This is a genomic window from Gilliamella sp. Fer1-1, from assembly GCF_001690825.1.
Lineage (GTDB): Bacteria > Pseudomonadota > Gammaproteobacteria > Enterobacterales > Orbaceae > Gilliamella > Gilliamella apicola_C.
On sequence record NZ_LZGX01000045.1, the window covers coordinates 15,631 to 42,302 of the forward strand.

General features: G+C 35.2%; 26 protein-coding genes and 1 tRNA gene. 11 read left to right on the forward strand and 16 right to left on the reverse strand.

Going from position 1 to position 26,672, the window contains the following annotated elements; translation table 11 throughout:
- Window positions 1-26: 26 nt before the first annotated feature.
- Together A9G28_RS06320 and A9G28_RS06325 are read right to left on the reverse strand one after the other, a co-directional pair.
- Window positions 27-446, reverse strand: a complete 420-nt coding sequence (locus A9G28_RS06320; RefSeq protein WP_065580116.1) for an RnfABCDGE type electron transport complex subunit B — start codon at window positions 444-446, stop codon at window positions 27-29.
- Complete coding sequence (locus tag A9G28_RS06325) at window positions 446-2,146, reverse strand: formate--tetrahydrofolate ligase (protein ID WP_218057339.1); 1,701 nt, start codon at window positions 2,144-2,146, stop codon at window positions 446-448. The genes A9G28_RS06320 and A9G28_RS06325 overlap by 1 nt, the downstream gene beginning before the upstream one ends.
- Before the next feature lie 152 nt (window positions 2,147-2,298).
- On the opposite strand from A9G28_RS06325, the gene sohB reads away from it, so the two are divergent.
- From sohB to A9G28_RS06340, 3 genes are all read left to right on the forward strand, one after another.
- Entirely contained in the window at window positions 2,299-3,408 is a 1,110-nt protein-coding gene (sohB, locus tag A9G28_RS06330) for a protease SohB (protein ID WP_065580118.1), read from the forward strand.
- Window positions 3,409-3,696: 288 nt separating this feature from the next.
- A complete protein-coding gene (gene aspT, locus A9G28_RS06335) occupies window positions 3,697-5,397 on the forward strand; it encodes an aspartate-alanine antiporter (RefSeq protein ID WP_065580119.1) in 1,701 nt (566 codons plus the stop codon).
- A 29-nt stretch (window positions 5,398-5,426) separates the two neighbouring features.
- A complete protein-coding gene (locus A9G28_RS06340) occupies window positions 5,427-7,028 on the forward strand; it encodes a bifunctional aspartate transaminase/aspartate 4-decarboxylase (RefSeq protein ID WP_065580120.1) in 1,602 nt (533 codons plus the stop codon).
- 1,042 nt (window positions 7,029-8,070) lie between these two features.
- Here A9G28_RS06340 and A9G28_RS06345 read toward each other — a convergent pair.
- The 3 genes from A9G28_RS06345 to A9G28_RS06355 form a co-directional block, all read right to left on the reverse strand.
- The gene (locus A9G28_RS06345) at window positions 8,071-8,880 is read right to left on the reverse strand and encodes a helix-turn-helix domain-containing protein (RefSeq protein ID WP_065567908.1); all 810 of its coding nucleotides are present in this window, start codon (window positions 8,878-8,880) and stop codon (window positions 8,071-8,073) included.
- Window positions 8,881-8,902: 22 nt separating this feature from the next.
- Window positions 8,903-9,439, reverse strand: a complete 537-nt coding sequence (locus A9G28_RS06350) for a YbhB/YbcL family Raf kinase inhibitor-like protein (RefSeq protein WP_065567909.1) — start codon at window positions 9,437-9,439, stop codon at window positions 8,903-8,905.
- A 342-nt stretch (window positions 9,440-9,781) separates the two neighbouring features.
- Window positions 9,782-9,869: transfer RNA gene (locus tag A9G28_RS06355), tRNA-Ser, on the reverse strand.
- 182 nt (window positions 9,870-10,051) lie between these two features.
- Here A9G28_RS06355 and A9G28_RS06360 point away from each other — a divergent pair.
- From A9G28_RS06360 to A9G28_RS06385, 6 genes are read left to right on the forward strand one after another with little or no spacing between them, the layout of a single operon-like run.
- A complete protein-coding gene (locus A9G28_RS06360; protein WP_442903037.1) occupies window positions 10,052-10,378 on the forward strand; it encodes a TusE/DsrC/DsvC family sulfur relay protein in 327 nt (108 codons plus the stop codon).
- A gap of 21 nt (window positions 10,379-10,399) precedes the next feature.
- The gene (ftsB, locus tag A9G28_RS06365; RefSeq protein WP_065567910.1) at window positions 10,400-10,696 is read left to right on the forward strand and encodes a cell division protein FtsB; all 297 of its coding nucleotides are present in this window, start codon (window positions 10,400-10,402) and stop codon (window positions 10,694-10,696) included.
- Window positions 10,696-11,409: a 2-C-methyl-D-erythritol 4-phosphate cytidylyltransferase gene (gene ispD / locus A9G28_RS06370; RefSeq protein ID WP_065567911.1), complete on the forward strand. Its 714-nt coding sequence runs from the start codon at window positions 10,696-10,698 to the stop codon at window positions 11,407-11,409. Before ftsB ends, ispD begins: the two co-directional genes overlap by 1 nt.
- A 4-nt stretch (window positions 11,410-11,413) precedes the next feature.
- The gene (ispF, locus tag A9G28_RS06375) at window positions 11,414-11,899 is read left to right on the forward strand and encodes a 2-C-methyl-D-erythritol 2,4-cyclodiphosphate synthase (protein WP_065567912.1); all 486 of its coding nucleotides are present in this window, start codon (window positions 11,414-11,416) and stop codon (window positions 11,897-11,899) included.
- Between the two features lie 15 nt (window positions 11,900-11,914).
- Window positions 11,915-12,943 carry a tRNA pseudouridine(13) synthase TruD gene (truD, locus tag A9G28_RS06380; protein WP_065567913.1) on the forward strand — a complete coding sequence of 343 codons (1,029 nt, stop codon included), beginning with the start codon at window positions 11,915-11,917 and terminating at the stop codon, window positions 12,941-12,943.
- A gap of 5 nt (window positions 12,944-12,948) precedes the next feature.
- Window positions 12,949-13,575 (forward strand): protein-L-isoaspartate(D-aspartate) O-methyltransferase, encoded by a 627-nt coding sequence (locus A9G28_RS06385; protein WP_065580121.1) that lies wholly within the window; start codon window positions 12,949-12,951, stop codon window positions 13,573-13,575.
- Window positions 13,576-13,664: 89 nt separating this feature from the next.
- Here the strand turns inward: A9G28_RS06385 and pnuC are convergent, their stop codons facing one another.
- On the reverse strand, window positions 13,665-14,354 hold the full coding sequence (gene pnuC, locus A9G28_RS06390; RefSeq protein WP_065567915.1) for a nicotinamide riboside transporter PnuC: 690 nt from the start codon (window positions 14,352-14,354) through the stop codon (window positions 13,665-13,667).
- Window positions 14,355-14,360: 6 nt separating this feature from the next.
- Window positions 14,361-15,593, reverse strand: a complete 1,233-nt coding sequence (gene nadR / locus A9G28_RS06395; RefSeq protein WP_065567916.1) for a multifunctional transcriptional regulator/nicotinamide-nucleotide adenylyltransferase/ribosylnicotinamide kinase NadR — start codon at window positions 15,591-15,593, stop codon at window positions 14,361-14,363.
- Between the two features lie 233 nt (window positions 15,594-15,826).
- On the opposite strand from nadR, the gene A9G28_RS06400 reads away from it, so the two are divergent.
- Together A9G28_RS06400 and recD are read left to right on the forward strand one after the other, a co-directional pair.
- Window positions 15,827-17,404: a DUF4139 domain-containing protein gene (locus A9G28_RS06400; protein WP_065580122.1), complete on the forward strand. Its 1,578-nt coding sequence runs from the start codon at window positions 15,827-15,829 to the stop codon at window positions 17,402-17,404.
- Between the two features lie 24 nt (window positions 17,405-17,428).
- Window positions 17,429-19,279 carry an exodeoxyribonuclease V subunit alpha gene (gene recD, locus A9G28_RS06405; RefSeq protein ID WP_065580123.1) on the forward strand — a complete coding sequence of 617 codons (1,851 nt, stop codon included), beginning with the start codon at window positions 17,429-17,431 and terminating at the stop codon, window positions 19,277-19,279.
- Window positions 19,280-19,386: 107 nt separating this feature from the next.
- On the opposite strand, the gene A9G28_RS06410 is transcribed toward recD, so the two are convergent.
- The 9 genes from A9G28_RS06410 to rsfS form a co-directional block, all read right to left on the reverse strand.
- The gene (locus A9G28_RS06410) at window positions 19,387-20,112 is read right to left on the reverse strand and encodes an amino acid ABC transporter ATP-binding protein (protein WP_065567919.1); all 726 of its coding nucleotides are present in this window, start codon (window positions 20,110-20,112) and stop codon (window positions 19,387-19,389) included.
- Complete coding sequence (gltK, locus tag A9G28_RS06415) at window positions 20,109-20,789, reverse strand: glutamate/aspartate ABC transporter permease GltK (protein WP_065567920.1); 681 nt, start codon at window positions 20,787-20,789, stop codon at window positions 20,109-20,111. Before gltK ends, A9G28_RS06410 begins: the two co-directional genes overlap by 4 nt.
- Entirely contained in the window at window positions 20,786-21,526 is a 741-nt protein-coding gene (locus A9G28_RS06420; protein ID WP_065567921.1) for an amino acid ABC transporter permease, read from the reverse strand. The genes gltK and A9G28_RS06420 overlap by 4 nt, the downstream gene beginning before the upstream one ends.
- A gap of 90 nt (window positions 21,527-21,616) precedes the next feature.
- Window positions 21,617-22,525 (reverse strand): glutamate/aspartate ABC transporter substrate-binding protein, encoded by a 909-nt coding sequence (locus A9G28_RS06425; protein ID WP_065580124.1) that lies wholly within the window; start codon window positions 22,523-22,525, stop codon window positions 21,617-21,619.
- Between the two features lie 228 nt (window positions 22,526-22,753).
- Complete coding sequence (gene lnt, locus A9G28_RS06430; protein ID WP_065580125.1) at window positions 22,754-24,295, reverse strand: apolipoprotein N-acyltransferase; 1,542 nt, start codon at window positions 24,293-24,295, stop codon at window positions 22,754-22,756.
- The gene (corC, locus tag A9G28_RS06435; protein ID WP_065567924.1) at window positions 24,288-25,160 is read right to left on the reverse strand and encodes a CNNM family magnesium/cobalt transport protein CorC; all 873 of its coding nucleotides are present in this window, start codon (window positions 25,158-25,160) and stop codon (window positions 24,288-24,290) included. Before corC ends, lnt begins: the two co-directional genes overlap by 8 nt.
- 100 nt (window positions 25,161-25,260) lie before the next feature.
- Window positions 25,261-25,728 carry an rRNA maturation RNase YbeY gene (gene ybeY, locus A9G28_RS06440; protein ID WP_065567925.1) on the reverse strand — a complete coding sequence of 156 codons (468 nt, stop codon included), beginning with the start codon at window positions 25,726-25,728 and terminating at the stop codon, window positions 25,261-25,263.
- Window positions 25,729-25,751: 23 nt separating this feature from the next.
- Window positions 25,752-26,222, reverse strand: coding sequence for a 23S rRNA (pseudouridine(1915)-N(3))-methyltransferase RlmH (gene rlmH, locus A9G28_RS06445; protein ID WP_065580126.1), 471 nt, complete (start codon window positions 26,220-26,222; stop codon window positions 25,752-25,754).
- A gap of 4 nt (window positions 26,223-26,226) precedes the next feature.
- Complete coding sequence (gene rsfS, locus A9G28_RS06450; RefSeq protein WP_065567927.1) at window positions 26,227-26,574, reverse strand: ribosome silencing factor; 348 nt, start codon at window positions 26,572-26,574, stop codon at window positions 26,227-26,229.
- Between the last annotated feature and the right edge of the window lie 98 nt (window positions 26,575-26,672).

The following is a 26,672-nucleotide window of genomic DNA, read 5'->3' on the forward strand; positions in this document are numbered from 1 at the left end:
AGTTTTACCGTAATATGAAAACCTCGCTATTTAGCGAGGTTTTTTTTTGCTTTAACTCTGGCAATAGCATCAGCAATGGATTGTTTGCGATCCTTTGGCGCAATTGTATTGATATTATTAACTGGCATTGTGCGAGGAAATAATATTGTGGGCGGTACGAGTTGGTTATGGCTTAAACGTTGTTGTTTTTTCTGAGTTAGTACTAACTCTTCTGATTCAGTCAATGCAGTACCTAGTGTGCTTAATGTAATACAGTCTGTTGGACAGGTATTAATACAATTACTGCACGAGGTACATAATTGTGGCAAAATGGTGTGCAATACTTGCTTGCTGCCGACAATGGCATCGGTTGGGCAAACACGAATGCATTTGCCACAACCAATACAGTTTTCTTCATCAATAAACGCTTTATATTCTTGTTTAGTTTGCATAATCATTTCTTGCATTAACTTAAACCTACTATATTACCATCTTTGTCAATATCGATTTGCCGATAAGCAGGGTTAATGCCTAATCCCGGCATGGTCATCACGTTTCCAGCATAAACACGAATAAAACCAGCTCCAGCTGAAATCGCTAAGTGACTAATATCGACATCAAAATCGGTAGGTACATTTTTTAGATTTGCATCCGCACTAATTGACATTGGTGTTTTAGCAATACAAAGAGGCAACTGGTCCAGTTTTAGTGCTTCGATCTCTTTGATATTTTCAAGTGCAGTAGCCGATAAATTAGCTTTGTTGGCACCATACTTTTTCACCATAGTTTGAATTTTATCTACTAGAGGCATGTTGTCAGGATAAGGTAGTTTGATTTCGTTTGGTGTATCACATGCTTTAATCACGTGCTTAGCTAGTTTTTCTGCGCCTTTACCACCTTGAGTGAAAACTTCACTTACTTCACAGGCAAATGCACCATGCTCAATTGCATATTTTTGTAAAAATGCCAACTCTTCTTCGCTATCATGTGGAAAACGGTTAATGGCAACAATCACTTGTAGCCCATAACTTTTAGCATTGTTGATGTGCCACGCTAAATTAGCTGCACCAATTTCAAGTAATTCAATATTTGATTCTGAAATTTCTTTCGGGATTGCTTGTCCTGGTTTGATATTATATTTACCACTGTTTGATTTTAAGCTACGTACGGTAGCAACTAACACCACACACGAAGCTTTAATACCCGCTTGGCGATATTTAATATTGAAGAATTTTTCCATGCCCATATCTGAGCCAAATCCAGCTTCGGTTACAACATAATCAGCAAGTTGTAAAGCAATGCGATCAGCAATGACCGATGAGTTACCATGGGCAATATTCGCAAAAGGTCCTGCATGAATAAGCACAGGAGTATGTTCAACGGTTTGCATCAAATTTGGGTTAATTGCGTTCTTAAGTAAGACTGTCATTGCACCAGCAACTTCAAGTTGCTCTGCGGTAATCGCTTCGCCTTGAGTATTATAAGCGAGAATTATGCGGCCAATGCGCTTACGCATATCGTGTAAATCTGAGGCTAATGCTAAAATTGCCATAAGCTCTGATGCTGCGGTAATTTCAAATCCATCTTGCCGCGTGATTCCATTAACACCACCGCCAACACCAACAGTAATCTTGCGAAGCGAGCGATCATTATGATCAATTACTCGTTTCCAAACAATGCGGTTTTCATCAATATTTAGACGAGGTAAACCAGTCTGCGCAGTAAATTCATCGCCTAAACGCGCTTCATGATAAAGGCGCGAATCCAATGCTGCCGACGCCAAGTCGTGAGCCGCAGTAATTGCATGAATATCACCCGTTAAATGCAAATTTAACGTTTCCATCGGTAATACTTCAGCTTGACCGCCACCAGCAGCTCCGCCTTTGACACCAAATACAGGTCCTAAGCTGGGTTGACGAATACAAGCAATTGCTGTTTTACCAATATAATTTAGTCCTTCACTTAATCCAATTGTGTTAACCGTTTTCCCTTCACCGAGTGGGGTTGGTGTGATAGCGGTAACTAATACCAATTTGCCACTAGGCTTGTTTTGATTCGCTTTTAGAATAGACAAATCGATTTTTGCCACATGTTTGCCATAAGGTAGGACAAATTCTTCAGGGATATTGCATTGTTTTGCTATTTCGGTAATTGGGCGTAATGGCATATAAGTTCTCATCTAACAATAAATTGGAATGTCAGTATAAAGAATTTGAATTGCCGAATAAAGAGACAATTTTATCTTTACTTATTTTCGGCACAATTGGTAATTATCTTGTTATAATAATTAAAAACATTCAATAAAAGGATAATAGTTAAATGAATTGGTTTTCCGAATATTCGCTTTTCTTAGCAGAGACGGCGACAGTCGTTATTGCCATTTTAGCAATACTGATTTTTATATTAAGCCAACGTCGTAAATCAGCAACGGTTGGTGGACGTTTATCTGTCAAAGATATTAGTCAAGAATACGAGCAAGTCAAAGATGATATGCTAATGTCAAGCATGGGCGAGCTAGAAGCTAAACTGTTTATGAAAGATATTAAAAAACAGAAAAAATGCGAAAAGAAGCAGGCAAAATTAGCGGCTAAGCAAAAAAAGAAACAAGTCAAAAACCAAGAAAAATCTGACGAAAAATCGGCGCTAGATAATGCAACAAAGTTGGCAGAAAACAATATAGATCAACAAGCCAAACCTAAATTATTTGTATTGTCTTTCAATGGTAGTATGGATGCGCACGAAGTTGAAGAATTACGCCAAGAAATTACCGCTGTATTAGCTGTTATTAAACCAGAAGATGAAGTTGTAGTAAAACTTGAAAGCCCAGGTGGTGTAGTCCATGGTTATGGGCTTGCGGCATCGCAGTTGTTACGGTTTAGACAGCGTAATATTCCTTTTACGGCTGTCGTCGATAAAGTTGCAGCCAGTGGTGGATATATGATGGCATGTACTGCGTCAAAAATCATTGCTGCACCATTTGCTATTGTGGGCTCTATTGGGGTAGTTGCTCAAATTCCTAACTTTAATCGCTTGCTTAAAAAACATGATGTGGATATTGAATTGCAAACAGCAGGTGCGTATAAGCGTACTTTAACCATGTTTGGTGAAAACACCGATGAAGGTCGACAAAAATTCAAACAAGAGCTTGAAGAAACCCATCTTTTATTTAAAGACTTCGTTAAAGAATACCGCCCAAATGTTGATATCGAACAAGTTGCAACAGGCGAGCACTGGTTTGCAACTCAAGCTAAAGATAAAGGCTTAGTTGACGAAATCAGTACGAGTGATGACTTTATCTTATCTCACTTAGATACACATAAAATTATCTCTGTTAGTTATTTACGTCGGCAAAAACTATCTGAAAAGTTAGCTAAAAATGTAATAAAAGGTGTGGAAAGACTATTTTTAAGGCAAGGAAACGGGCTGTGATAGCCCGTTTTATAATGCATTGAATTATTCATAATTTCGTATTAATAATATGCTGATTGGCATATTATTTATTTTTTATTTATAAATCAAATCATTATCTTTTTTATTTAATTCCCACAATCATTATCTATTATCTTCTAACGATAATATTAATTGTTAAAACTGACTATCTATTAATCTAATTGCAATTTAATATAAGTCTATATTCATATAGTTTGATGGATATAGCTCCACCTTATTACATTTCTTTTTTTAATTCATAAATCATTACGCTTGAGGACAATTATTATGTTTCAATGGCTTTCAAACTGGATTTTAGATGGACTAAAACATTCCCCCGAAATTTTATTATTTCTATCGTTGAGTTTAGGGTATTTGATTGGTGGCATTAGGATAGGCAAATTCCAACTCGGTGGTGTTGCTGGTTCGTTGCTTGTTGCTGTCGCTTTAAGCGTTTTTGGTGTGACTATTGACGCTGGTGTTAAAGCGATTCTTTTTGCGTTATTTATTTATGCAGTGGGTTATGAAAGTGGTCCGCAATTTTTCCGTTCACTTGGTATAAAAACCTTACGTGAAATCTTCTTAGCATTATTTATTGCAGTTGCAAGTTTTGTGACTGTTATCGTACTAGCCAAATTATTCCATTTAGACAAAGGTCTTGCTGCTGGATTAGCCGCAGGTGGTTTGACACAATCGGCAATTATGGGCACAGCCTCTGATGCATTAAGCCAATTAGGTTTAAGTGCCGATGAATTAAGAAAAATGCAAGCAAATGTAACTATTGGTTATGCTGTGACCTATATATTTGGTTCACTAGGTGCCATTATTGTCTGCGTCAATATTCTGCCAAAAATCATGGGTAAAGATATTGGTGATGACGCAATAAAAGCACAGGCTGAGCAACTTCATGGTTCGCTTTCATTAAGCTCTGATCAAAATCTAGCTTTATCTGATATTAGTGGCCGGTTGTATCGTATTACCAATAAAATTAATCAAACAGTGGCGCAAGTTGAACAAACTATTAATGGCATTAGTATTGAGCGTATCAAACGTGGCAATAAAATCATTGAAGCAACGCCTGAAACAGTATTAAAATCGAAAGATATCATTCTGGTTGTTGGTCACCGTGATGCAATGATTGAGGCGCATGATCTACTTGGTACCGAAGTTAATTCAGCATCAGGTATGGATGTTGTGATGAACAAGTTAGATGTTGAAATGCGAAACAACAAGTATGTGGGACACAATTTTACACAAGTGCTCGCTTCTGATGAAGTCATGAAATTAAAACATGGTATCTATCTTGTGGCTATTCATCGTGATGGTCAACCTTTGTCTCTTAATAATGATATTTATTTAAAACTGGGCGATGTAATTACCATTTATGGTGCTGACAGTGATCTTCGTCGAGTTGTTGATAAAATCGGTGCCCCAATTACTAAAAGTGAAAAAACTGACTGGATATTTCATGGGTTAGGACTTGTTATTGGGCTTATTATTGGTTTAATTGTGATTCGTGTTAGCAATATTCCTATTACATTAGGCGCAGGTGGTGGTGCACTTTTATCTGGCTTATTATTTGGTTGGTATCGTTCTCTTCATCAAACTATCGGTAATATTCCAATTGGCGCTGTGCAACTGTTAAAAGACTTTGGCTTGGCAGGTTTTGTAGCGGTTGTGGGGCTCAGTTCTGGTCTTCAAGCAATTAATACTATTAAAGAACAAGGTTTATCCCTATTTTTAATTGGGGTTGTTGTGACCTTATTACCCATGTTGCTTGCCATCTATTTTGGTAAATATGTGCTTGGCTATAAAAATGCAGCAGTGTTTGCCGGTGCGTTAGCTGGATCGCGTAGTGCTAATCCCGCCTTTGGTGAAGTGCTCAATAAAGCTGGTAATTCAACACCAACTAACTCTTTTGCTATTACTTATGCTTTAGCTAATGTGTTCCTAACTTTATTAGGACCATTGGTTGTTGCTTTTGTTTAATTGATATATCAAATTAAGGATACAAATGTATGAAAAATAACACACAATATAGCCAATATGCTAATTTAAGTCCTTTTGAGTTAAAAGATAACTTAATTAAACTGGCACAAAGTCATACTGATCGCGTAATGTTAAATGCAGGAAGAGGTAATCCCAACTTTCTTGCCACTTGGCCTCGACAAGCTTTTTTTCAACTAGGTGTGTTTGCAACCCAAGAATCCGAAATGTCATTTTCATATTTAAATGAAGGTGTTGGCGGCATGCCAATCAAAGCCGGATTAACAGGCCGCTTTGAACATTTTATTTGTCAAAACTATAACACTCCGGGAGTCGCTTTTTTAGGTAAGGCTTTTTCTTATATTCGTGACCAACTAGGATTGGACGAAAATGCCTTTTTACAAGAGATGGTAGAAGGTATTTTGGGATGCAATTACCCCGTACCTGACAGAATGTTACATTTTAGTGAAGATGTGGTTAAAGCCTATATTTTACAACAAATGGGCGCTCAATATCTGGATCGTGATAATATTGATTTATTTGCCGTTGAAGGTGGCACAGCCGCCATGGCTTATATTTTTAATTCAATGAAAGAAAACGGTTTAATCCAAAAAGGCGACAAAATTGCCATTGGTGCGCCGATATTCACACCTTATCTAGAAATTCCCGAATTGAACGACTATCAACTAGTTGAAGTGTTAATCAATGCTGATCCTAATGCAAATTGGCAGTACCCTGAGTCAGAATTGCGTAAATTAGAAGATCCAGCAATTAAAGCCTTTTTCGTTGTTAACCCATCTAACCCGCCATCAGTTAAAATTGATGATAAAAGTCTAAAAATTATTGCTGATATCGTTCAAAAACGTCCTGAATTGATTATTTTGACCGATGATGTTTATGGTACATTTGCCGATGACTTCCAATCTTTATTTGCGATATGTCCAAAAAATACCATTTTAGTTTATTCATTTTCGAAATATTTTGGTGCGACTGGTTGGCGTTTAGGTGTTATTGCCACAGCACGCGATAATGTCATTGACAAAACGATTAAAGCGTTACCAAGTAAAACCAAACAGATCTTAAATAAACGCTATAGCTCAATTGTTACTGATCCAGAAAATCTAAAATTTATTGATCGATTAGTGGCTGATAGCCGTGCGGTTGCACTAAACCATACTGCGGGTCTTTCAACACCACAACAAGTACAAATGGTTTTATTTGCATTATGCGAAATGATAGATAGCGATCAAAGTTATAAAACCGCTTTAAAATCACTAATCCGACGCCGTGCAGCATCACTTTACCAACATTTGGGGCTTAAACATACCACCGATGAAAACAGTGTTGATTATTATACACTTGTTGATCTTGAGCATATTTGCCGAGAATTATATGACGATAAATTTGCTCAATGGATATTAAAAAATAAAAATCCGTCTGAAATGTTATTTAGAATAGCAGACGAAGCGGGGGTCGTTCTATTACCAGGTAAAGGATTTGCTGTACAACATCCTTCTGCTCGAGCATCGTTAGCTAACTTAAATGAATATCAATATGCAGCGATTGGCTTATCAATGCGTAAATTGGCGGAAGAATATTATGATGAATATCAAGGTAAAGCAAAGAAAAAATAACTAATTATTTAGATTTATTCATCTAATTATTAATCAAACCCTAGTTTATCTAGGGTTTTTTATTATGTTATCAAGTTAATTTTTCAATGTATTACGAGGGCTCCATCTGTTTTCAGCCTAGTTTGCTTTTTTATTGCAGTAAACTTTTGATCTGTCACTTCCACAACACATTATGCGACTAGAGCCTCATTTTTTACATGGGCAATGGATACTCTTAAATAATTGCCAAAATTGGTTTTTAATAAACTTTCATAATAAAAAAACACGCACTGATCATAAGGCCATTGATTATCATTTTCATACTGTTCAGCAATCATTTTTCTTAGCTCTGATGAGTCAAAAGCAGGTTCATATTCTACTTTTGCCTGACCTGTTTTTGAACAAGCTCTATCTTTATAGTTGCTAGATTTTAATCCTTACTAAGTATGAAGTTATTACCCTTTTCTAGTCAATGAGAAATAATAACCCATTGAATAAAAAGAATAATACAAGAAAAAATACGCATCTATATGTCCCTTAGTCTAACGTATTTTCATTCTAACTGGCGGTTTGATGTTGTCAAGTTAACTATTTTTGTATAATAATCTTAATACAGATAATCTATTGATAACACATTTTTGATTATTGGCTGCTACTTGTGGTTATATTGGTAGATTTAGTATGTAAGAAAGTGGCAAATAAAGAAGTAATTGACAATTCAAGATAATAAGAACTAATGTGAAATAGTATACTGGATTTTAATATATTTATTTCTAATGTAAACTTAAAGAAGATGACAGAAGCACAGGAGAAAATAAAAATATCCCAGTTAATTTCAACTAATTGATTTAATATAATTTATTTATTAATCGCCTCATCTCATCTATATAACTCTGTTCTGCCTTTTAAAAGTGGACTATATTGGATTGCTATGGACTAAAATAATATGGTGTTCAATCAAAGTCAAACCGAAGTTCTGAGTGATGATCATCAAATTTAGCTTTATGAAAAAAGTTAATTTGACGGTGCCAACCAAAGAATTACAAAACACTCTGGTTCAAAATTATCTATCTCTCATGTGCTTTGGTGAAAAACCGAACCGCTTACGGAAATAAATTGCAAATCTAGATCCTGAATCATATCCAACTTCTTGTGCGATTTGTGTAATATTTAAATGAGTGGTTTGTAGTAGCTTTAATCCATAACTCATTCTTGCCTCAAACAGTATATTAGACAAACTTGTTCCTTCATCAGATAGGCGTCGCCTTAATGTTGACTCACTCATGGCAAAATGTTTTGCAATTGCTTTTGATTGCCATTTTTTTGTAGGAGCACCTAAAATTAATCGTTCCAGCTTCTGCTTAAGACCTTCATTTACTGAGATAGGAAAATTAATATTTACTATTTCTAAGCATCGTAATAATTGTATAAATTGATGTAAAAGCAAATCATAATTTGAGAGAGGATCTTGAATAATACTGATTGTATAATTTATTGATGCATTAAAAATATTGGGAACAGATCGCACGATTTTTATCTGATGGGTAAAGTCTGTTGACTGTGTGGTTTTTAAAGACTCATACTGTTTTAGTATTTCTTGTGGCCAAGTAAAACAGTCGGCCAAATAAATTTTATTTTGAATATTTTGATTAGTAATATCTAAAAGACTGTTAGCAGGAACAACTAATAATTCTCCTGCTAATATCTCATAAATTTCACCTTTATAGCTGATAACCTTTGATCCTTGAACTATACGAATTAACATTGGATCAACTATTCTCACCTGCGATAATTTATAATTACAACTTTGTGAAACTCGTGAGTACTGACCTAATGTAGTAAGTTGCTGTGATTTTTTTATTACCTGATTCAAAAAATATCCTATTAGCAATATTTTATTGCTGATAATTGTACATTATTGTCGCTTTACCTAATAGATTCGTATTTGCAATAAATCCTATTAATGCGGGTGATGTTGAATCACTAACATTAATATGTTCAATACTCAAAGCATAAATAGTAAAAATATAGCGATGACTTGTGCCTTTGGGTGGGCATGGCCCCCCATAATAAACATTACCAAAATCATTGCGCACAGCTTTGCTTCCTTTTGGTAATAGCAAGGTATTATTACCTGCATTTTTTACAATATAATTTACATTCGCAGGTATATTGGCGACTACCCAGTGCCACCAACCAGAGCCAGTTGGCGCATCTTGGTCATACATAGTAATGACGAAGCTTTTTGTACCTTGAGGTGGATCGTTCCAACTAAGACTAGGTGAAATGTTCTCACCTTTACAGCCAAATTCATTAGCAATATATTGACTAGTAAAACCATTCTTGGACAGATCACTACTTTGTATGCTAAAGCTTTGTGCGAAAGTATTAAAACTGACTAAATACAAAATAAAAATTATTATCTTTTTCACTTTATTTCTCTTATCATAAATTAGAGTGAAATTATTTTAGATAGAAAATAATAAAAATTCTGCACAAATTAGCTCAATTATAGTACAAATGTGCTTAGATAATAATTCTATTTAGAGTTTAGTGAAGTTTTTTAACACGATTTGGTGCTATCAATTTAACCCATCCCTTGTATGGATATTGTCAAATTAATTTTCTAACATGGGTTTGAATTAGAAGATAGCTATCAAATTACAATTTACCATTAAAAGTTAACTTGACAGTCCCTAACAAAATATTAAAACATGGTGTTTTATTTGATATGATTTTTTAGATATTGATTTCTTCTATGCCTTGAGAGAAGATGGCGGAAGCGCAGAGATTCGAACTCTGGGAGGGTCGCCCCTCGCCGGTTTTCAAGACCGGTGCTTTCAACCGCTCAGCCACACTTCCGCAATGGCTGTGAATATTAAAGTAGACTTGCTTATTTGTAAATAGCTATTTTAATATTTTTTATCGTTTGCTTTAAATTCAATCAAATTATATAGAAAATATACAATAATAGCGCTTTCTTTTTCAAAATTAGTGTTGGATTTTGATTAATTGAGTATAATAAAACGCAAATGAATTAGCGTATGTTAAAAATGTTAGAGCAAATAGAAACCGATGATAAAGGCTATTTAAAAAACTGGCAGGATTGGACTATTGATTTGGTTCCTGAACTGGCTGCTAATGAGTGTATTGAGTTAACTGATGCGCATTGGGAGGTTATCTTATTTGTCCGTGATTTTTACTTAGAATATAAAACATCACCAGCTATACGTGCGTTAGTTAAAGCGATGGAAAAGAAGTTCGGTGCACAAAAGGGTAATAGTCGCTATTTGTATAAGTTATTTCCTGATGGCCCAGCTAAACAAGCGACTAAACTTGCAGGCTTACCAAAGCCCGTTAAATGTATATAGATAAAGGATAACGTTACATTCATGATAAGATGGAAGCTCCCTTTATTACTATTAGTTGTGTTTGGTTATCTCCAATATTCTTTATGGTATGGCAAAAATAATGTGTACGATTATCGAGATAATGTAGAGATGTTAGCCAGTTTGCGGGCTGATAATGAGAAATTGAAGGCTCGTAATGAGCAAATGTTTGCTGAAATTAACGATCTACAACGTGGTTCTGAAGCGATAGAGGAGAGGGCTCGCAGTCATTTAGGTATGGTAAAAGCTAATGAATATTTTTATCGAATTATTATTGATTCAGATTCAAAAAAACGATAATGCATAACATGAATAATCTTAATAATATTATCGCTATTGTGCCAGCTGCAGGAATTGGTTGTCGCATGAATAGCCAAATCCCTAAACAGTATTTAAAAATCGATTCAAAAACAATCTTAGAGCACACACTAAATAAATTATTAACACACCCTCAAATAGCGAAAGTTATTGTTGTTATTAGCCCTGAGGATAACATCTTTAGCTCGCTCTCAATAGCTTCGCACGATAACATTAGTATCACTTTAGGCGGTAAAACTCGTGCTGATTCTGTGTTAGCTGGATTACAATTATTAAATGATAAGCAATGGGCATTAGTTCATGATGCCGCAAGACCTTGTGTGGATCATGATGACATATCTCGCTTGATAGAAACGGTGATTAATAAAAAGCAAGGTGGTATTTTGGCTATGCGTATTAGCGATACGATAAAACGAGCATGCCAAGATAATGACACTATTATTGATTACTCTGAAGATCGAACTTATTTATGGGGCGCAGCAACACCTCAATTATTCAATGCTGGTGAGTTAAAATCTTGCTTACAACATGCTTTAAATAACCATATCGCAATTACTGATGAAGCTTCAGCTATTGAGTATTGTGGGGGGCATCCTTTATTAATTGAATGTCGTCGAGACAATATAAAAATAACGCGCCCTGAAGATTTAGCGTTGGCTAATTTTTATTTAACTAAGCAAATTTTAAATAGGTAAAAATATGAGAATAGGTCATGGATTTGATGTCCATAAGTTTGGTGGTGAAGGTCCAATTACGCTTGCTGGTGTAAAAATTCCTTATCAATATGGACTTATTGCTCATTCTGATGGCGATGTTTTATTACATGCAATAACAGATGCGCTGATTGGTGCATTAGCATTAGGCGATATTGGTAAGCTATTTCCCGATACAGATCCAAAATATAAAGGCATAGATAGTCGGATCTTATTGAAAGATGTGTACAGTATTGTTCAAGTTAAAGGTTATGAATTAGTGAATTTAGATGCCACTATCATTGCGCAAGAACCCAAGATGAGACCGCATGTTGATCAAATGAGAGTTAATATAGCTGAAGATTTAAAAGTTCATTTTGAGCAAATTAGTGTAAAAGCAACAACAACCGAGCAGTTAGGCTTTACGGGACGTAAAGAGGGCATTGCTTGCCAAGCAGTAGTATTATTAGCTCGAAAAACTAAAACAGATTAAATTTAAAAGTAGGCAATACAAGTGTTAACACAACTTAATTATTTATATGGAAAACCGACAGCCACAGGGCAATATAAGCAACAATACGAAGATTTTGTCGTTACAGAACATCTTGGTTTTGAGTTGACTGGTGAGGGTGAGCATGTTTTAGTTTATTTGCAAAAACGTGATTGTAACACTATTTTTGTGGCTGAACAGTTAGCTAAATATGTTGGTATTTCAACTAAGTTAGTGAGTTATGCAGGATTAAAAGATCGTCAAGCGATAACAACGCAATGGTTTAGCTTACATATGCCAGGTCAACAAACGCCAGACTTCTCAGGATTTGATTTAGCAAATTGTCAGATATTAAAAGTTACCCGGCATAATAAAAAATTAAAAATAGGGGCGTTAAAAGGTAACTATTTTAAAATTATTTTAAGAGATTTAACCGCTCAATCTGAAATCGAATCTAAATTAGCATTGATCAAACAACATGGTGTGCCTAATTATTTTGGTGAGCAACGCTTTGGCCGTGGTGAAAATAATATTACCCAAGCTATAAACTGGGCAAAAGGGGCTATTACGGTTAAAGATAGAAAAAAAAGAAGTTTTTATCTCTCTGCAGCGAGAAGTGCTATTTTTAACGACATTGTGAGTAAACGAATTGAACAACAGCTTCATAAAACTGTTATTGATGGCGATATATTACAACTAGCACAACGCAGTAGTTGGTTTGTTGCACAAACAGATGAGTTAGCATTGTTACAAGCACGTTTAGAAAACGGTGAGATTAATGTTACAGCACCAATGATGGGGGATTCACCACTTGGTACACAATTTAAAGCGTTGGAGTTTGAACAAGAATGTTTAGAAAATTGGTCTGAATTTTATGATCTATTTAAAAAAGAGCGCGTTGAGACAGCAAGGCGCTCACTATTGTTACGAGCAGATCAACTCAATTGGCAATGGTTAGATTGTCATAGTCTTGAACTTGATTTTTATTTGCCATCAGGTTGTTATGCAACAAGTGTGATACGTGAATTAATAATAGAAAATGAGTAGCCAAAATGCAAAGCCCAAAAATGCAGTCCCTAATTAAATTTTTGCGTCAACAAGCAATAAAAGATGAGCGAGTTTTAGATGCTATCGCTTCAATTCCTCGAGAACATTTTGTTGATGAGGCGTTGTCCCATCAAGCTTATGATAATTGTCCCTTACCAATAGGTAATGGGCAAACTATTTCTCAGCCCTATATTGTAGCAAAGATGACCGAATTATTAAGGTTAGAGCCTCACTCAAAAGTGCTCGAAATTGGTACAGGATCGGGATATCAAACTGCGGTTTTGGCAAAATTAGTTGAACATGTTTGTTCGCTGGAACGTATCAAGAGTTTGCAATGGAATACTAAACGCCGTTTAAAACAACTTGATATTCATAATATTTCGACACGCCATGGTGATGGTTGGTTAGGTTGGCCAGAGCGAGGGCCATTTGACGGTATTATCGTTACTGCCGCCGCATCCGAAGTACCACAATGTTTATTAGAACAATTAGCAGATAAAGGCCGGCTAGTTATTCCTGTTGGTGAAAATAAACAGACTCTCCAATTAATTGAGCGTGATGGACATAATTTTATCGTGAAAGATATGGGTGAGGTAATATTTGTTCCTTTAATTAAAGGTGATATAGAATAATAGGTCTGCATTTCAAATAGGAAATAAAATATTTATTTTCTATTTGAAACACATTTGGTCCTAAAATCTTTTGACAATATCTAATATATTTATTGTTTCAGTTTAGAACGTTCCCATTCACAGATTCCATAAATAGCATTAAACAAGTAAATTAAGTATTGTGTTGCAATAACGATATTGTCGGTATAGATATTTAAACCAATTACCAGTACATTTAATATAACCCATAAATACCAGTTAAACGCATAGCGCATCATCAATAATAATTGAGCAACAATACCTAGACCAAATATAAAACAGTTAGTTATTAGTTGGTAGGTTGTATTAGTTGCACCAATTTTATCCGTTAAATAAATATTAATAAAAGCGGCAATAATAAGAAATATGATTGTATATAAAAATGTGGTTTCATTGAGTGAGCGAACTTTAACGTTTTTATTATTATCAAGGTTCTTTTTCCAAGTGAATAAACCATAGATGTGTGAACAAAAATAGTAGACTGGCGGTAGTCCTGCACCAATATTGCCGCCAAGAACATTAGCACAACATTCTGCAACTACGGCAAACATACCTAATACATTCCCCATGTTTTTACGTTTTGCTAATAAGATAACACATAGCAGACCGCAAAAAGCGCCTATGTAAGAAGTAGCATAGCGTAAATCAAATTCAGTAAATGGGTCAGTGTATAAGAATGCTAGCGTTACACATAATATACAAAAAAATGGATAGAATTTACTGCGTCCAATTAAAATGGCAAGATTGCTTAATTTATTCATAATTCATTACTCTTCATCATTAATAAGTTGATTAACTAGTTCAATGCAACGTAAATAACGTTCTTCGTAATCGGGCGATTCTATTTCTATATATTTGATATTATTTTTTTCTAATAACGTTATTAATAGTTTTTGAAAATCTTTACGTTGTTTTGGACTGCCTAAATGACGTAAACCGTCAGCCACCCATGGCGTGTTATTGCCAAGTAAAATCACTAAATCAAAACGATAGTTATTGATCATAGCTTGTAAAAATGGATGTTCTTTACCTTCATATTTTTTACAAAAAGCTTGAGTTGTCACAAAATCGGTATCAATAAACGAAATTTTATTGGCATGTTTTATGGCAAAATCGATATATTGTGCATGCCCTAATGCGATTTTATCGTAGTCAGCATACTGTAATGCGCGTTCGTCCCCGCCAAGTTGAGAAAATACATAATCCCGACCATATTCCCATGCACTGGTTGTGTTAAATACGTTTGCTAGTTTATTCACTAAAGTCGATTTACCACTAGATTCACCTCCTAAAATGGCAACGGTTCTAACAAAAAATGGTCTAACTTCGGTTGGTATGTATTGCCAGTTTTTTAGCGGTGCTTGACGGATTTGAGTACCACTTATTTGCATAAATTGTCGTTTTGGATCAATTAAGACGGTTTCTAGATCAAACAAATCTTTATACATAGCAACATCTTGTGGTTCGCTTGAATACACAAGATCAGGGTTAATTCCTTTGGTTTTAAATAATTTTTTTACCCGCTCACTCCATTCATGCCAACCATTAGGATAAGCTGGAATACCGTCTTCTTCGAGTAATTCAATGTGGATATTTTTTTGATATTTAAAAGTTTGCAGTAACCAGCGAATACGATCGTTAATTGTTGGTTGGCGGGACATAGCACTTTGTTCAAATAGTGTCATATCACGAGTTGTATCAGAACAAAGTACGACATAGAGTTCATCCACTTGGCTGATTGCGCGCTGAATGAGATAGATATGTCCTGTATGTAAAGGATAAAACTTACCAAAAATAACCCCCACTTTTTTGTTTTGGGTTGATTCTTCAATTTGTAAATATTGATGAAGTGATTGTAATTTTTGTGCACTTGGATTTTTAATTTTATTATTAATTAGCTGGCTTAGGTAGCCTTTAGTCATGTGGCAGGCATCGGCAACTGTTTGTAATGATATGTTTTTTCTCTTTATTACTGTTTTTAAATAACTGAAGTCACACATAAGATCTCCTTATATTTTGTTTTTTATCTTAAACATAATATAAATCAATTCTGCACTTTGTTCAATATATTAAACAAAAATAATTTATTTTGATATAGGTTATTGGCAATTTATAACAATTAAATTAAAAAGAATAAATACTCTTTTGAGTATTAATAATTGTGCTATAACTTAATTAACTGATAACATGAGATATTAAAATAGGTGAAATTAATTTTTTATAAAAGAGAAAAATGAAAATGAAAATTCAACAAATTGCTTTTTTAATCGCATTCGCTTCTGGTAGCGTTTTTGCCAGCAATAATGTAACACTCAATAAAGTAACCCTGTTTTTGCAAGGAGCTGAATTGCAAGGGCAGTCAACGGTGTCGTTAACTAAAGGTGAAAGCGAAATTGCATTAACTGGAATTGCTGATGGTGTTAGAGCTAATTCAATTAATGTGGGATTTGGTAAAAATGCTAATGTGAAAGTACTCTCAACGTCATTAAATGAAGATTATTCTAACAATGATAAACAAAATGACGAAATTAAGCCTTTACTTGAAGAGTTACAGCAATTACATGAAAAACGTGATACGGCTGATATTCAATTAAAAGCCATATCTGAACAAGTTACTCTTTTACAAGGAAATCGTTTAGATTTATTAGTAAAAAGTGACAATGATAGTTTAAGTGGAATGAAAAATACCTTAGATTTCATTAAAACCAATTTAATCGCAACACTAAATGAACAAAATAAACGACAAAAAGAGGTCGATCAGATAGATGCCCAAATAAGGCAATGTCAAGATAAAATTGATAAACGCAAAGCATTAACAAACAGTCCTAACAGTGCAATTATCGTCAAGGTTTATTCTGACAAAGATATGACATTACCAGTTACTTTATCTTATGTCACCAATAAAGCTGGTTGGGTTCCAGTTTATGATGTGCGTGTTGCTGATATCAACTCCCCGTTACAATTAACTTATAAAGCAGATATTTATCAAAATAGTGGCTTGAATTGGCAGAATATCGATTTTAGTTTATCGACTTCTAATCCAAGTGACGGAATAACGGCGCCTGATTTATTGCCTTGGCATATTGATATCTATTCTGAAAAAGGTGGCTTCTTTTTTTCTAAACATGATGATATAAGTGCAAAAGTATCAAGATCCGTTGGCCCTGATGATAATGCATTAACCAATACTTTAGGCATTAACACGCGCTTTGAGGTTAAATTGCCCTATACCATTAAATCGAATACCCAAAGTAATATCCTTACGTTACAGAACAAAGAAGTTGAAGCAAAATATCATTACATTGCCATTCCTAAATTAGATAGTAGCGTGTACTTACAAGCACAAATTACTGATTGGGATAAATTAGACCTTTTGCCTGGAAAATCGACAGTATTTTTTGATGGCAATTATATTGGTGAGAGTTTTATTACTACTAAAGATTTAAAAGAAACATTGGATATCTCTTTAGGAAAAGATAAAAACATTTTTATATCGCGTAATCGTAATATTAATGAAACATCAAAACCTTCGTTATTTGGTAATGATATTTCACAAAAATATGCTTATACCATTGATGTAAAAAATGCCAAATCGCTACCAATTGATATTATTGTTTATGATCAGCTACCGAATATTATAAACAAGACAGTAGTGCTTGATGATGCTAAATATGATGATGCAAATTATGATAAAAAGACTGGCACATTAATGTGGCAATTTAAATTAAATCCAAACGAAAATAAAAATCTTAATTTAAGCTTTAAACTTACTTATCCAAAAGATAAAGTTAACGATATAATTGGATTGTAGATAAGTTAATAATAGACGTAAAATATGTTAAATCAGTGGCTCAGCCAATTTAAACAAGACAGCCAAATTAGTTTGCTGGATATTCATTTGGCATATTTTCTAACCAATAAAGCGAAGTTAAATGATGATATTACGGCTAAACGTTTTAGTTTTTTGGTGCTATCGTTAAGTAAAGAGGTAAGATCTGGTCATGTTTGTCTGGATCTTACTTACTTAACTCAATCTACTATTGAGCCGCAACTTTGGTTAGATTTAGGATCACCGAGCGAGCATGATTGGAAACTCACACTAGAACAAGCAGGTAATCATCAGGTTGTGAGCGATGGAGCAAGTTTATCTCCGCTTATCTTTATTGAAAATAAACTCTATTTTCAACGTATGTGGTTGGATGAAAAAAATGTCGCTCAATATTTTAATCACACAACGCTGGATAAAGAGTTAAGCGGTGATGCTGATTTAAGCGCGATACTTAATCAGCTTTTTGTCTACAATGAATCTGAAATTGATTGGCAAAAAGTAGCCGTCGCTTTGGCATTAACACGTAAAGTTGCTATTATTTCGGGGGGGCCTGGTACTGGCAAAACAACCACTGTTGCCAAAATTTTAGCCGCAATTATGCAAACCAACCCAAAAGCTCGCTTGATTACCGCAGCGCCAACGGGTAAAGCCGCATCAAGGCTAACCGAATCATTGAGCCGAGCAATAGAACAACTCTCTGTGACAGCACTAAATATAAAAGCTGAAGCGATCACTTTACACCGCTTATTAGGTGCAAAAGCAGATAATCGTTCATTCAAGCATGATAAGAACAACCGATTGCATGTCGATGTATTAGTGATTGATGAAGCGTCAATGGTGGACTTAAATATGATGGCAAGGGTGATTGAGGCACTACCAAATGCTGCTCGTTTAATTTTATTAGGCGATAAAGATCAATTATCATCAGTTGAAGCAGGTGCCGTATTTGGTGACCTTTGTACTTTTATTACAAATGGTTATAGTGAGCCACGAGCCAAAGAACTTAGCCAATTAACTGGCTATATTGTACCGGCTTGCAAGCAAACAGTTGCAATCACTGACAGTATCTGCTTATTACAAAAGAGTTATCGCTTCAATGAATCATCTGGTATTGGGTTATTGGCTAATGCAGTAAAAGAGGGACGTTCAACGGTTGTTAAGAAATTACTATTTGATGAGTCGTTAAGTGATATCCAATATCACGCACTTTCATCTCAGCAAGCTTATCATGATGTTTTACAAGATAGTATTAATCATTATCAACATTATTTAAATATGATTAAGCAAAGCGGAACGCATGATATTGCGGCAGTTTTAGCTAAATTCGCCGAATATCGTTTACTTTGTGCCGTAAGAGAAGGTCATTTTGGTGTAGAAGGTTTAAACAAACAAATTGAGTTATTATTAGCTAAAAATAAATTGATTCATTTAAAAAATAAAGAAACATGGTATGTTGGCAGACCAATTATGATTTTACGTAATAGTGCTTCATTAGGGCTGTATAATGGCGATATTGGCATTACATTAATGGCAGAAAATGATAGCTCAAAGTTACGAGTGTATTTTCCCTTCGCAGATGGTTCAATTAAAGGGTTTTCACCATTTCGATTACCTGAACATGAGACTGCTTATGCCATGACCATCCATAAATCGCAAGGATCAGAGTTTGATTATGTTAATGTGATTCTGCCAATTGATTATTCGCCGTTGCTCAATCGTTCTTTGCTTTATACCGCAATTACCCGTGCTAAAAAAACCGTTGCAATTTATGCAGTTGAATCAATTTTAATACAAGCGATTAAATCACAGACACAAAGGCATAGTGGTTTAGTGGATTTATTACAAAATAACTCATAAGTTTGAGTATTTTAAGCACTGTTAAATGAATTGTTATTTATCGGGTTTGTTGGTAAAAGTTTCGGGTGGAGTAATAAAACAGGGCAATAAGCCCTGTAATAATTGAATTAATGGATAATTTTAGCTAAAAAGTCTTTAGCACGATCTGATTGTGGATTAGTAAAGAACTGTTCTTTTGAGGTATCTTCAATAATTTCGCCAGCATCCATAAAGATAACTCGGTGCGCCACTTTACGGGCAAAGCCCATTTCATGAGTAACGACCATCATGGTCATACCTTCATAAGCGAGCTCAACCATAACATCTAATACTTCGTTTACCATTTCGGGATCTAGTGCTGAGGTTGGTTCGTCAAACAGCATCACAATCGGATCCATACATAACGCGCGAGCAATAGCCACGCGTTGCTGTTGACCACCAGAAAGCTGAGCAGGGTATTTATTGGCATGAGCCAGTAACCCAACACGTTCTAGAAGGTTAAGTGCTTTTTCTTGAGCTTCTTCGTCTGTTCGACCTAACACTTTAATTTGTGCAAGTGTTAGATTTTTTAAAATAGTTAAGTGTGGGAATAACTCAAAATGTTGAAACACCATGCCTACTTTAGAACGTAATTTGGCTAAATTGGTTGATTTGCTAGTTATTTCTGTCCCATTAATAATAATTTTACCCTGTTGAATAGGCTCTAAAGCGTTTACGGTTTTTATTAGGGTTGATTTTCCTGAACCCGAAGGACCACAAACAACCACAACCTCGCCTTTACCGACTCTTGTTGTGCAGTTTTTTAATACCTGAAATTGTCCATACCATTTTGATATATTTTCTAAGGAGATCATCGAGTAATCCTTTTCTTAAAATAATTAACTAGACGTGAAACGGTGAAGCAAATAACAAAATAAATTGCTCCTGTAAATAATACCATCTCAACGATTAAACCATCTCTATTACCCACAATATTAACCGCACGATAGAAGAAATCAGCTAAATTTAAGGTGTAAATAAGCGTCGTATCTTGGAATAAGATAATACCTTGTGTTAATAATAATGGTGTCATAATACGAAATGCTTGTGGTAAAACCACCATTCGTAATGCCTGACCTTTAGTCATACCGAGTGCTAGTGATGCACTGATTTGACCTTTAGATACACTTTGAATACCAGCTCGAATAATTTCCGAATAGTAAGCCGCTTCAAACAAAGCAAAAGCGATTAATGCCGACACAAAACGTATATCTGTTGTGGGTGGAAGATTTAAAATCTTTTCTAATAGTTGAGGCACTAGCAAATAAAACCAGAGCAAAACCATCATTAATGGAATTGAACGGAATATATTTACATAGCATGAAGCAAACCAATGTAGTACTTTAATTGATGAAAGTCGCATAATGGCAAGTAGCGTTCCCCAAACGATACCAAAAATTACAGCGGTAATGGTTATCTCTAAGGTTAATAGCATACCACGCATGATATAAGGTAAATTAGGCAGGATTTGACCCCATTCTAAATCGATCATGATTTACCTCCTAATACGCCAGGAAGTCGCACTTTTTTCTCAATATATTGCATGGCAAACATGATAGCGACATTGATAATTACATATCCAAATGTAATAGCAATGAATGATTCATAAGGTTGGCCTGCATGTTCAAGCAATTGGTTTGCTTGTTTGGTTAATTCGACATAACCAACAGTTGAGGCAACAGCCGAGTTTTTAACCATATTTAATATTTCAGATGTTAACGGTGGTAACACACGTCGATAAGCGTTTGGCAATAAAATATATAAATAGGTTTGTTTCAGAGTTAATCCTAATGCAATTCCTGCGCTTTTCTGACCAGCAGGGATTGATTGAATAGCAGCTCTCACTTGTTCACAAATACGTGCACCTGTGAATAATCCTAATCCTATGGTTGACATTAATAAAGTAAATATCATAGGGTCAAGACTATATAACCAGTCACGGATAGATTCTGGTACCAGTGCTGGTACAACTTCAATCCAAAAGAATAAGTGAATGATTAACGGGATATTCCTAAAAACCTCAACATAACATGTACCTAAGCCAGATAAAAAGCGGTTAGGTAATGTTCTCAGCACACCAAATAGCGAACCAACCAAAAAGGCAACCGTTCCTGATGTAATAACTAGCAATATGGTCATTTGGAAACCTAACCACAACCAGCCTAGATACGTTGTATCCCCAAATGGTGCTGGTTGAAGAAAAATTCCCCAATTCCAACTTGTTGTCATAAATACTCCAACATGTAAAAAAATTGTAAATAGTACTAAATAAGATGATGGACGCAGTTGCCTACGTCCTTATGGGAAAATATCTGCGTATTAATCTAATGCTTTATCATTAGGATGAGCGAAAAGCTCTTTCATCTCAGGAGACATATCAAAGTTCATATTTAACCCTTTTGGTGGAATAGGTTGTTTAAACCAGCGGTTGTATGACTTTTCGGCGACACCTGATGTTTGCGCTTCTGAAATAGTTTTATCGACTAAAGCTTTAAATTGTGGGTCTTGTTTACGCAACATACAACCATAGGCTTCATAAGATAATGGTGTACCTACAATTTCCCATTGTTCAGGTTTTTTTGCTTTTGAGCGCTCACCAGCTAATAATGCATCATCAATAAGAAATGCTGCTGCTCGTCCACTTTCAAGTGTGCGAAATGCATCACCATGATCTTTGGTCGCAATAATACGAATATTTAACCCTTTTTCAGTATTGATTTTGTTGAGCATAACTTCGGATGTTGTACCTGAAGTTACGACCACATTTTTACCTTTCAGATCGTCAATATCTTTAATCTTGCTACTAGTTTTAACTAAAAAGCGAGTGCCAACAATAAAGATCGTATTTGAAAAATCAACTTGTTGTTGACGAGAAAGATTATTGGTTGTTGAACCACATTCAAAATCGTAAGAACCGTTTTGTAACAGTGGAATACGGTTTTGAGAAGTCAGCGGTAAGTATTTAACTTGCAAGTTAGGCATGTTTAACTCTTTTTTTACTGCATTAATAATAAGATCTGAGTAATCTTGAGAATAACCAACAACTGTTTGGTTATCACCATAATATGAGAACGGGACTGATGATTCTCTATGTCCTACGACAATCACACCATTTTCTTTTACTTTAGCTAGTGTACCAGTTAATTCATCGGCAAATGCGGCACTATTCACTAGGCCTAACATTGCAAATGATAACACTAGTTTGGTTAATTTTGTCTTTCTGTTCATACTCATCTCCTACTGTTTAGTTTGTATCATATTAAATAATTTTAATATTTTTACAAAGGGGGTATATTATAACTTATTTTTTATCATAAAAGTACTTTTTACTGTTTATTTGTTTATCATTGAAACTAGGTGCAATCAATAATTCGCATAATATTATGGCTACGAATTACACCAATACTTATTTAAATCCAATTATATAATAAGCAATAATTATGCCAGTATTGTAAATTATGAACGTCGTTTTATAAAAAGTGAGATAAACATTAATATCATAATTACAAAATAGGGTAGAGTGCCCCATTTTGCATAAGGTGTTAAACCTATTGTGGGCGATACAGATGCTGATAAAACACCTGTTTCAAATTGTGGTAATTGTTTAACGATATTACCATGCTCATCAATAATTGCAGTAATTCCCGTATTGGTACTGCGAATTAAAGGTCTGCCAAATTCCAGCGCCCTAGCTTGTGCCATCTGTAAATGTTGTTTAGGACCAATGCTATCGCCAAACCAAGCATCATTTGAAACAGTAAGTAAAAAATCGGTATCAGAGGCAAAGTTTTGATGGATTAAATTCGATAAAATCACTTCATAACAAATAGCGGGGGTAAATTTAAAGCCTTTTATGTGTAATTGAGGTTGTATTGTTTCGCCAGGCTTCATTGATGACATTGGAATATCGAGAATGGCAGCAATCGGTTCAAGTATTGACTCTAGCGGTGTAAACTCACCAAAAGGCACTAAATGATGTTTTCTATAACGATTGGTTGTTGGGTATTGATAAGGTTCTTTTTCACCAAGCACTAACAGGGTATTATAGATATCTCCATTGGATTGATATCCTTCTTCACCAAAACGATAATCAAGAATGCCCACGGCAATTTCAGCATCATGAGCTCTAGCTTGGTTATCTAAATATTGCAAAAAAGTTTGCTGATTGATTTCGTAATCGGTGATACTGGCTTCTGACCAGATGATAATTTCATTTTTATTTAGATTGTCTAAGGTAAGTTTAGTATAGGTTTGTAACGTGTTATTGAGCTGTTCTTTTGTCCAGCGGATTGACTGCGAAATATTTCCTTGAATTAACGCAAAATGAGCCGAGCGCGTTTTGTCTACAGTAGTCCAATTAATATTGCTGAATGAAATTGGTGCAATAAAGAGCGTAAACAGTGCAATAATCGAACCAATTGCGTGCTTTCGGGATGTTCTGATGGTTATTGACTTAATACTATAAATAAATAACCCACACAAAATAGTAAGCAATAAAGTAACACAATCTATTCCCCCTATAGGGAAATAGGCTCGCAGTGGGCTATCAAGTTGACTATAACCGAGCTGTAACCAAGCAAATCCAGTCAATATATAACCACGTAAAAACTCAGTTATTTGCCAAAGCATTGGTGCTGCAAGTACTAGTTGCTTAAATGAAAATTGTCCAGCAAAACGATTTACCATTCTTAATAGAAAAGCAAAAAGCATAGGATAAAGCGATAAATACAGGATTAAAAAGCCTAAAATAATAATGGCAACGGGTAGAGGTAATTCTCCATATTGTTTTATGCTGATATAAACCCAATGCACGCCAGATGTAAAATAGCCGATACCCCAAGTTAATCCCAATAGCATGGCTTGTTTTTTAGATTTATCAGCAATAAGCCATAAAAAACCCGCAAACGAGACAAAAGCTAACGGCCAAATATGAAAAGGTGCATAACTAAAAACGGCTATTGCACCAAGAAATATACTTAATAATATCTGTTTAAGCATTTTCAGGTAACTCTAAATTGGGCACGGTTGCACCATCAGGAATGGTGACATGTAATTGAATGATTCGCCGTCTGTCTGCAATGGCGACTTTAAATTGATAACCATCAATGGTAATGCTTTCACCACGTAAAGGTAATCGACCAAAATGTTGCATGACCAGCCCTCCAATGGTGTCCATTTCTTCATCACTAAAATGAGTTGCAAAAATATCATTAAAATCTTCAACGGGAGTTAGTGCTCGCACTGTGTAGACTGAGGTTGTTAAACGGCGAATATCACGATCTTCAACCTCATCATATTCATCTTCAATATCGCCTACGATAAGCTCTAAAATATCTTCAATTGTCACAAGGCCAGAAACACCACCAAACTCATCTATTGCCATCGCCATATGATAGCGTTGCATCCGAAATTCTTTTAACATATGATCAACGCGTTTGCTTTCTGGTACAACAACGGTTGGTCTAAGGATTTTTTTGAGATCAAAATTATCAACACCTTGGCGAATAAAAATCAAAAGATCTTTAGCTAATAAAATGCCTTCTATGTGATCTCTATCTTCACTAATAACAGGATAACGGGAGTGCCCATGTTCAGAAATAATATCTAAACATTCATCGAGGGTATAATTGTCTTTAATTGTGATAATTTGTGAACGGGGTATCATAATATCACGAATGCGCTGTTCGGCTATATCCATAACACCTTCAATCATATCGAGCGTATCGGGATCGATAAGTTCGTTTTCTTCCGCTTCACGAATCACTTCAATCAGTTCTTCTTTATCTTTGGGCTCCGAATTAAACAACTGACTTAACCATAATGTAAACCCTTTTTTAGGTCTCCGGTGATTATCATCACTCATTTGCTCTTTTCCTTTCTTGCTTTGTTATTAATGTTGCTTATTTTATATTTGTGTTTAACTCATTCAATTGCTATTGAGTTAAACGGTTAATTGTGTGCTTTTATTCGTCAATAGGCTGATAAGGATCTTTAAATCCTAGCTGCTGCATGATATCAATTTCGATATTTTCCATTTCTTCGGCTTCTTCGTCAAGAATATGATCATAACCCAGCAAATGTAAACAACCATGCACAATCATATGCGCCCAGTGTGAGGTTAGTGATTTATGTTGTTGTACAGCTTCAGTTTCCACAACTTGCTTACAAATAATGAGGTCGCCCAATAAAGGAACCTCAATCTCAACAGGAGATTCAAACGGAAAAGATAAAACATTAGTTGGTTTATCTTTATGGCGATAAGTATAATTTAACTGCTGGCTTTCTTGTTCATCAACAATACGGATAGTCAGCTCGGCATTATCCATAAACTGAGGTAAAATAACGTCTAACCATTGCAAAATTTGTGCTTCGCTGGGTAAATTCTGTTGCTCTTTTGTAGCAATTTGTAAATCTAAAATAATGGCGCTCATCTTATTTTGTTGACCTTACGTTATTATTCACGGTGATAAGGATGATTAGCGGTTAAGCTCCAAGCGCGGTAGAGGCTTTCAGCCACAATAACACGCACTAAAGGGTGGGGAAGTGTCAAGGGCGACAGTGACCAACTCTGTTCTGCCACTGCTTTGCAAGCTGGGGACAAGCCTTCTGGCCCACCAATTAATAAACTCACATCACGCCCATCGACTTTCCAGCGTTCTAACTGATCGGCTAAATGGTGCGTGGTATAAGGCTTACCTGGAATATCAAGCGTTACAATACGATTGCTTTTACCGCAAGCACCTAGCATTGCCTCGCCTTCTTTATCTAAAATTCGGACAATATCTGCATTTTTGGTGCGTTTGCCAGCGGGGATTTCAATAAGTTCTAAAGGCATATCTTTAGGGAATCGTGACTGATAATCACCAAAAGCAGTGGTAACCCAGTTTGGCATTTTATTGCCAACAGCAATAAGCTGTATTTTCACGTAATTAACTCCAAAGTTTCTCAAGTTCGTAAAGCTGGCGGCTTTCTTCTTGCATGATATGTACAATCACTGAATCCATATCAACTACAACCCAATCTGCATCACTTTTTCCTTCACTGCCTAATACCAAATGGCCTTGTTTTTTTGCTTCATCAAGCAAATGGTTGGCGATAGACGAAACATGACGGTTAGACGTCCCCGTACAAATAATCATATAATCAGTAATGCTTGATTTACCACGGACATCAAGGGTAACAATATCTTTACCTTTTAAATCATCAATTTTATCAATAATAAAATCTTGTAACGACTGTTGCAAAATAATCTCTCTTATTAAAAAATAAAGCGTCATTATAACATATATTATTAAAAATAACGGTGATGATAAAATTTGGCGAGAAATAGTTTGTCAAACAGTTTCAGATAATCTATGCATTTCAGTAAAAAGTT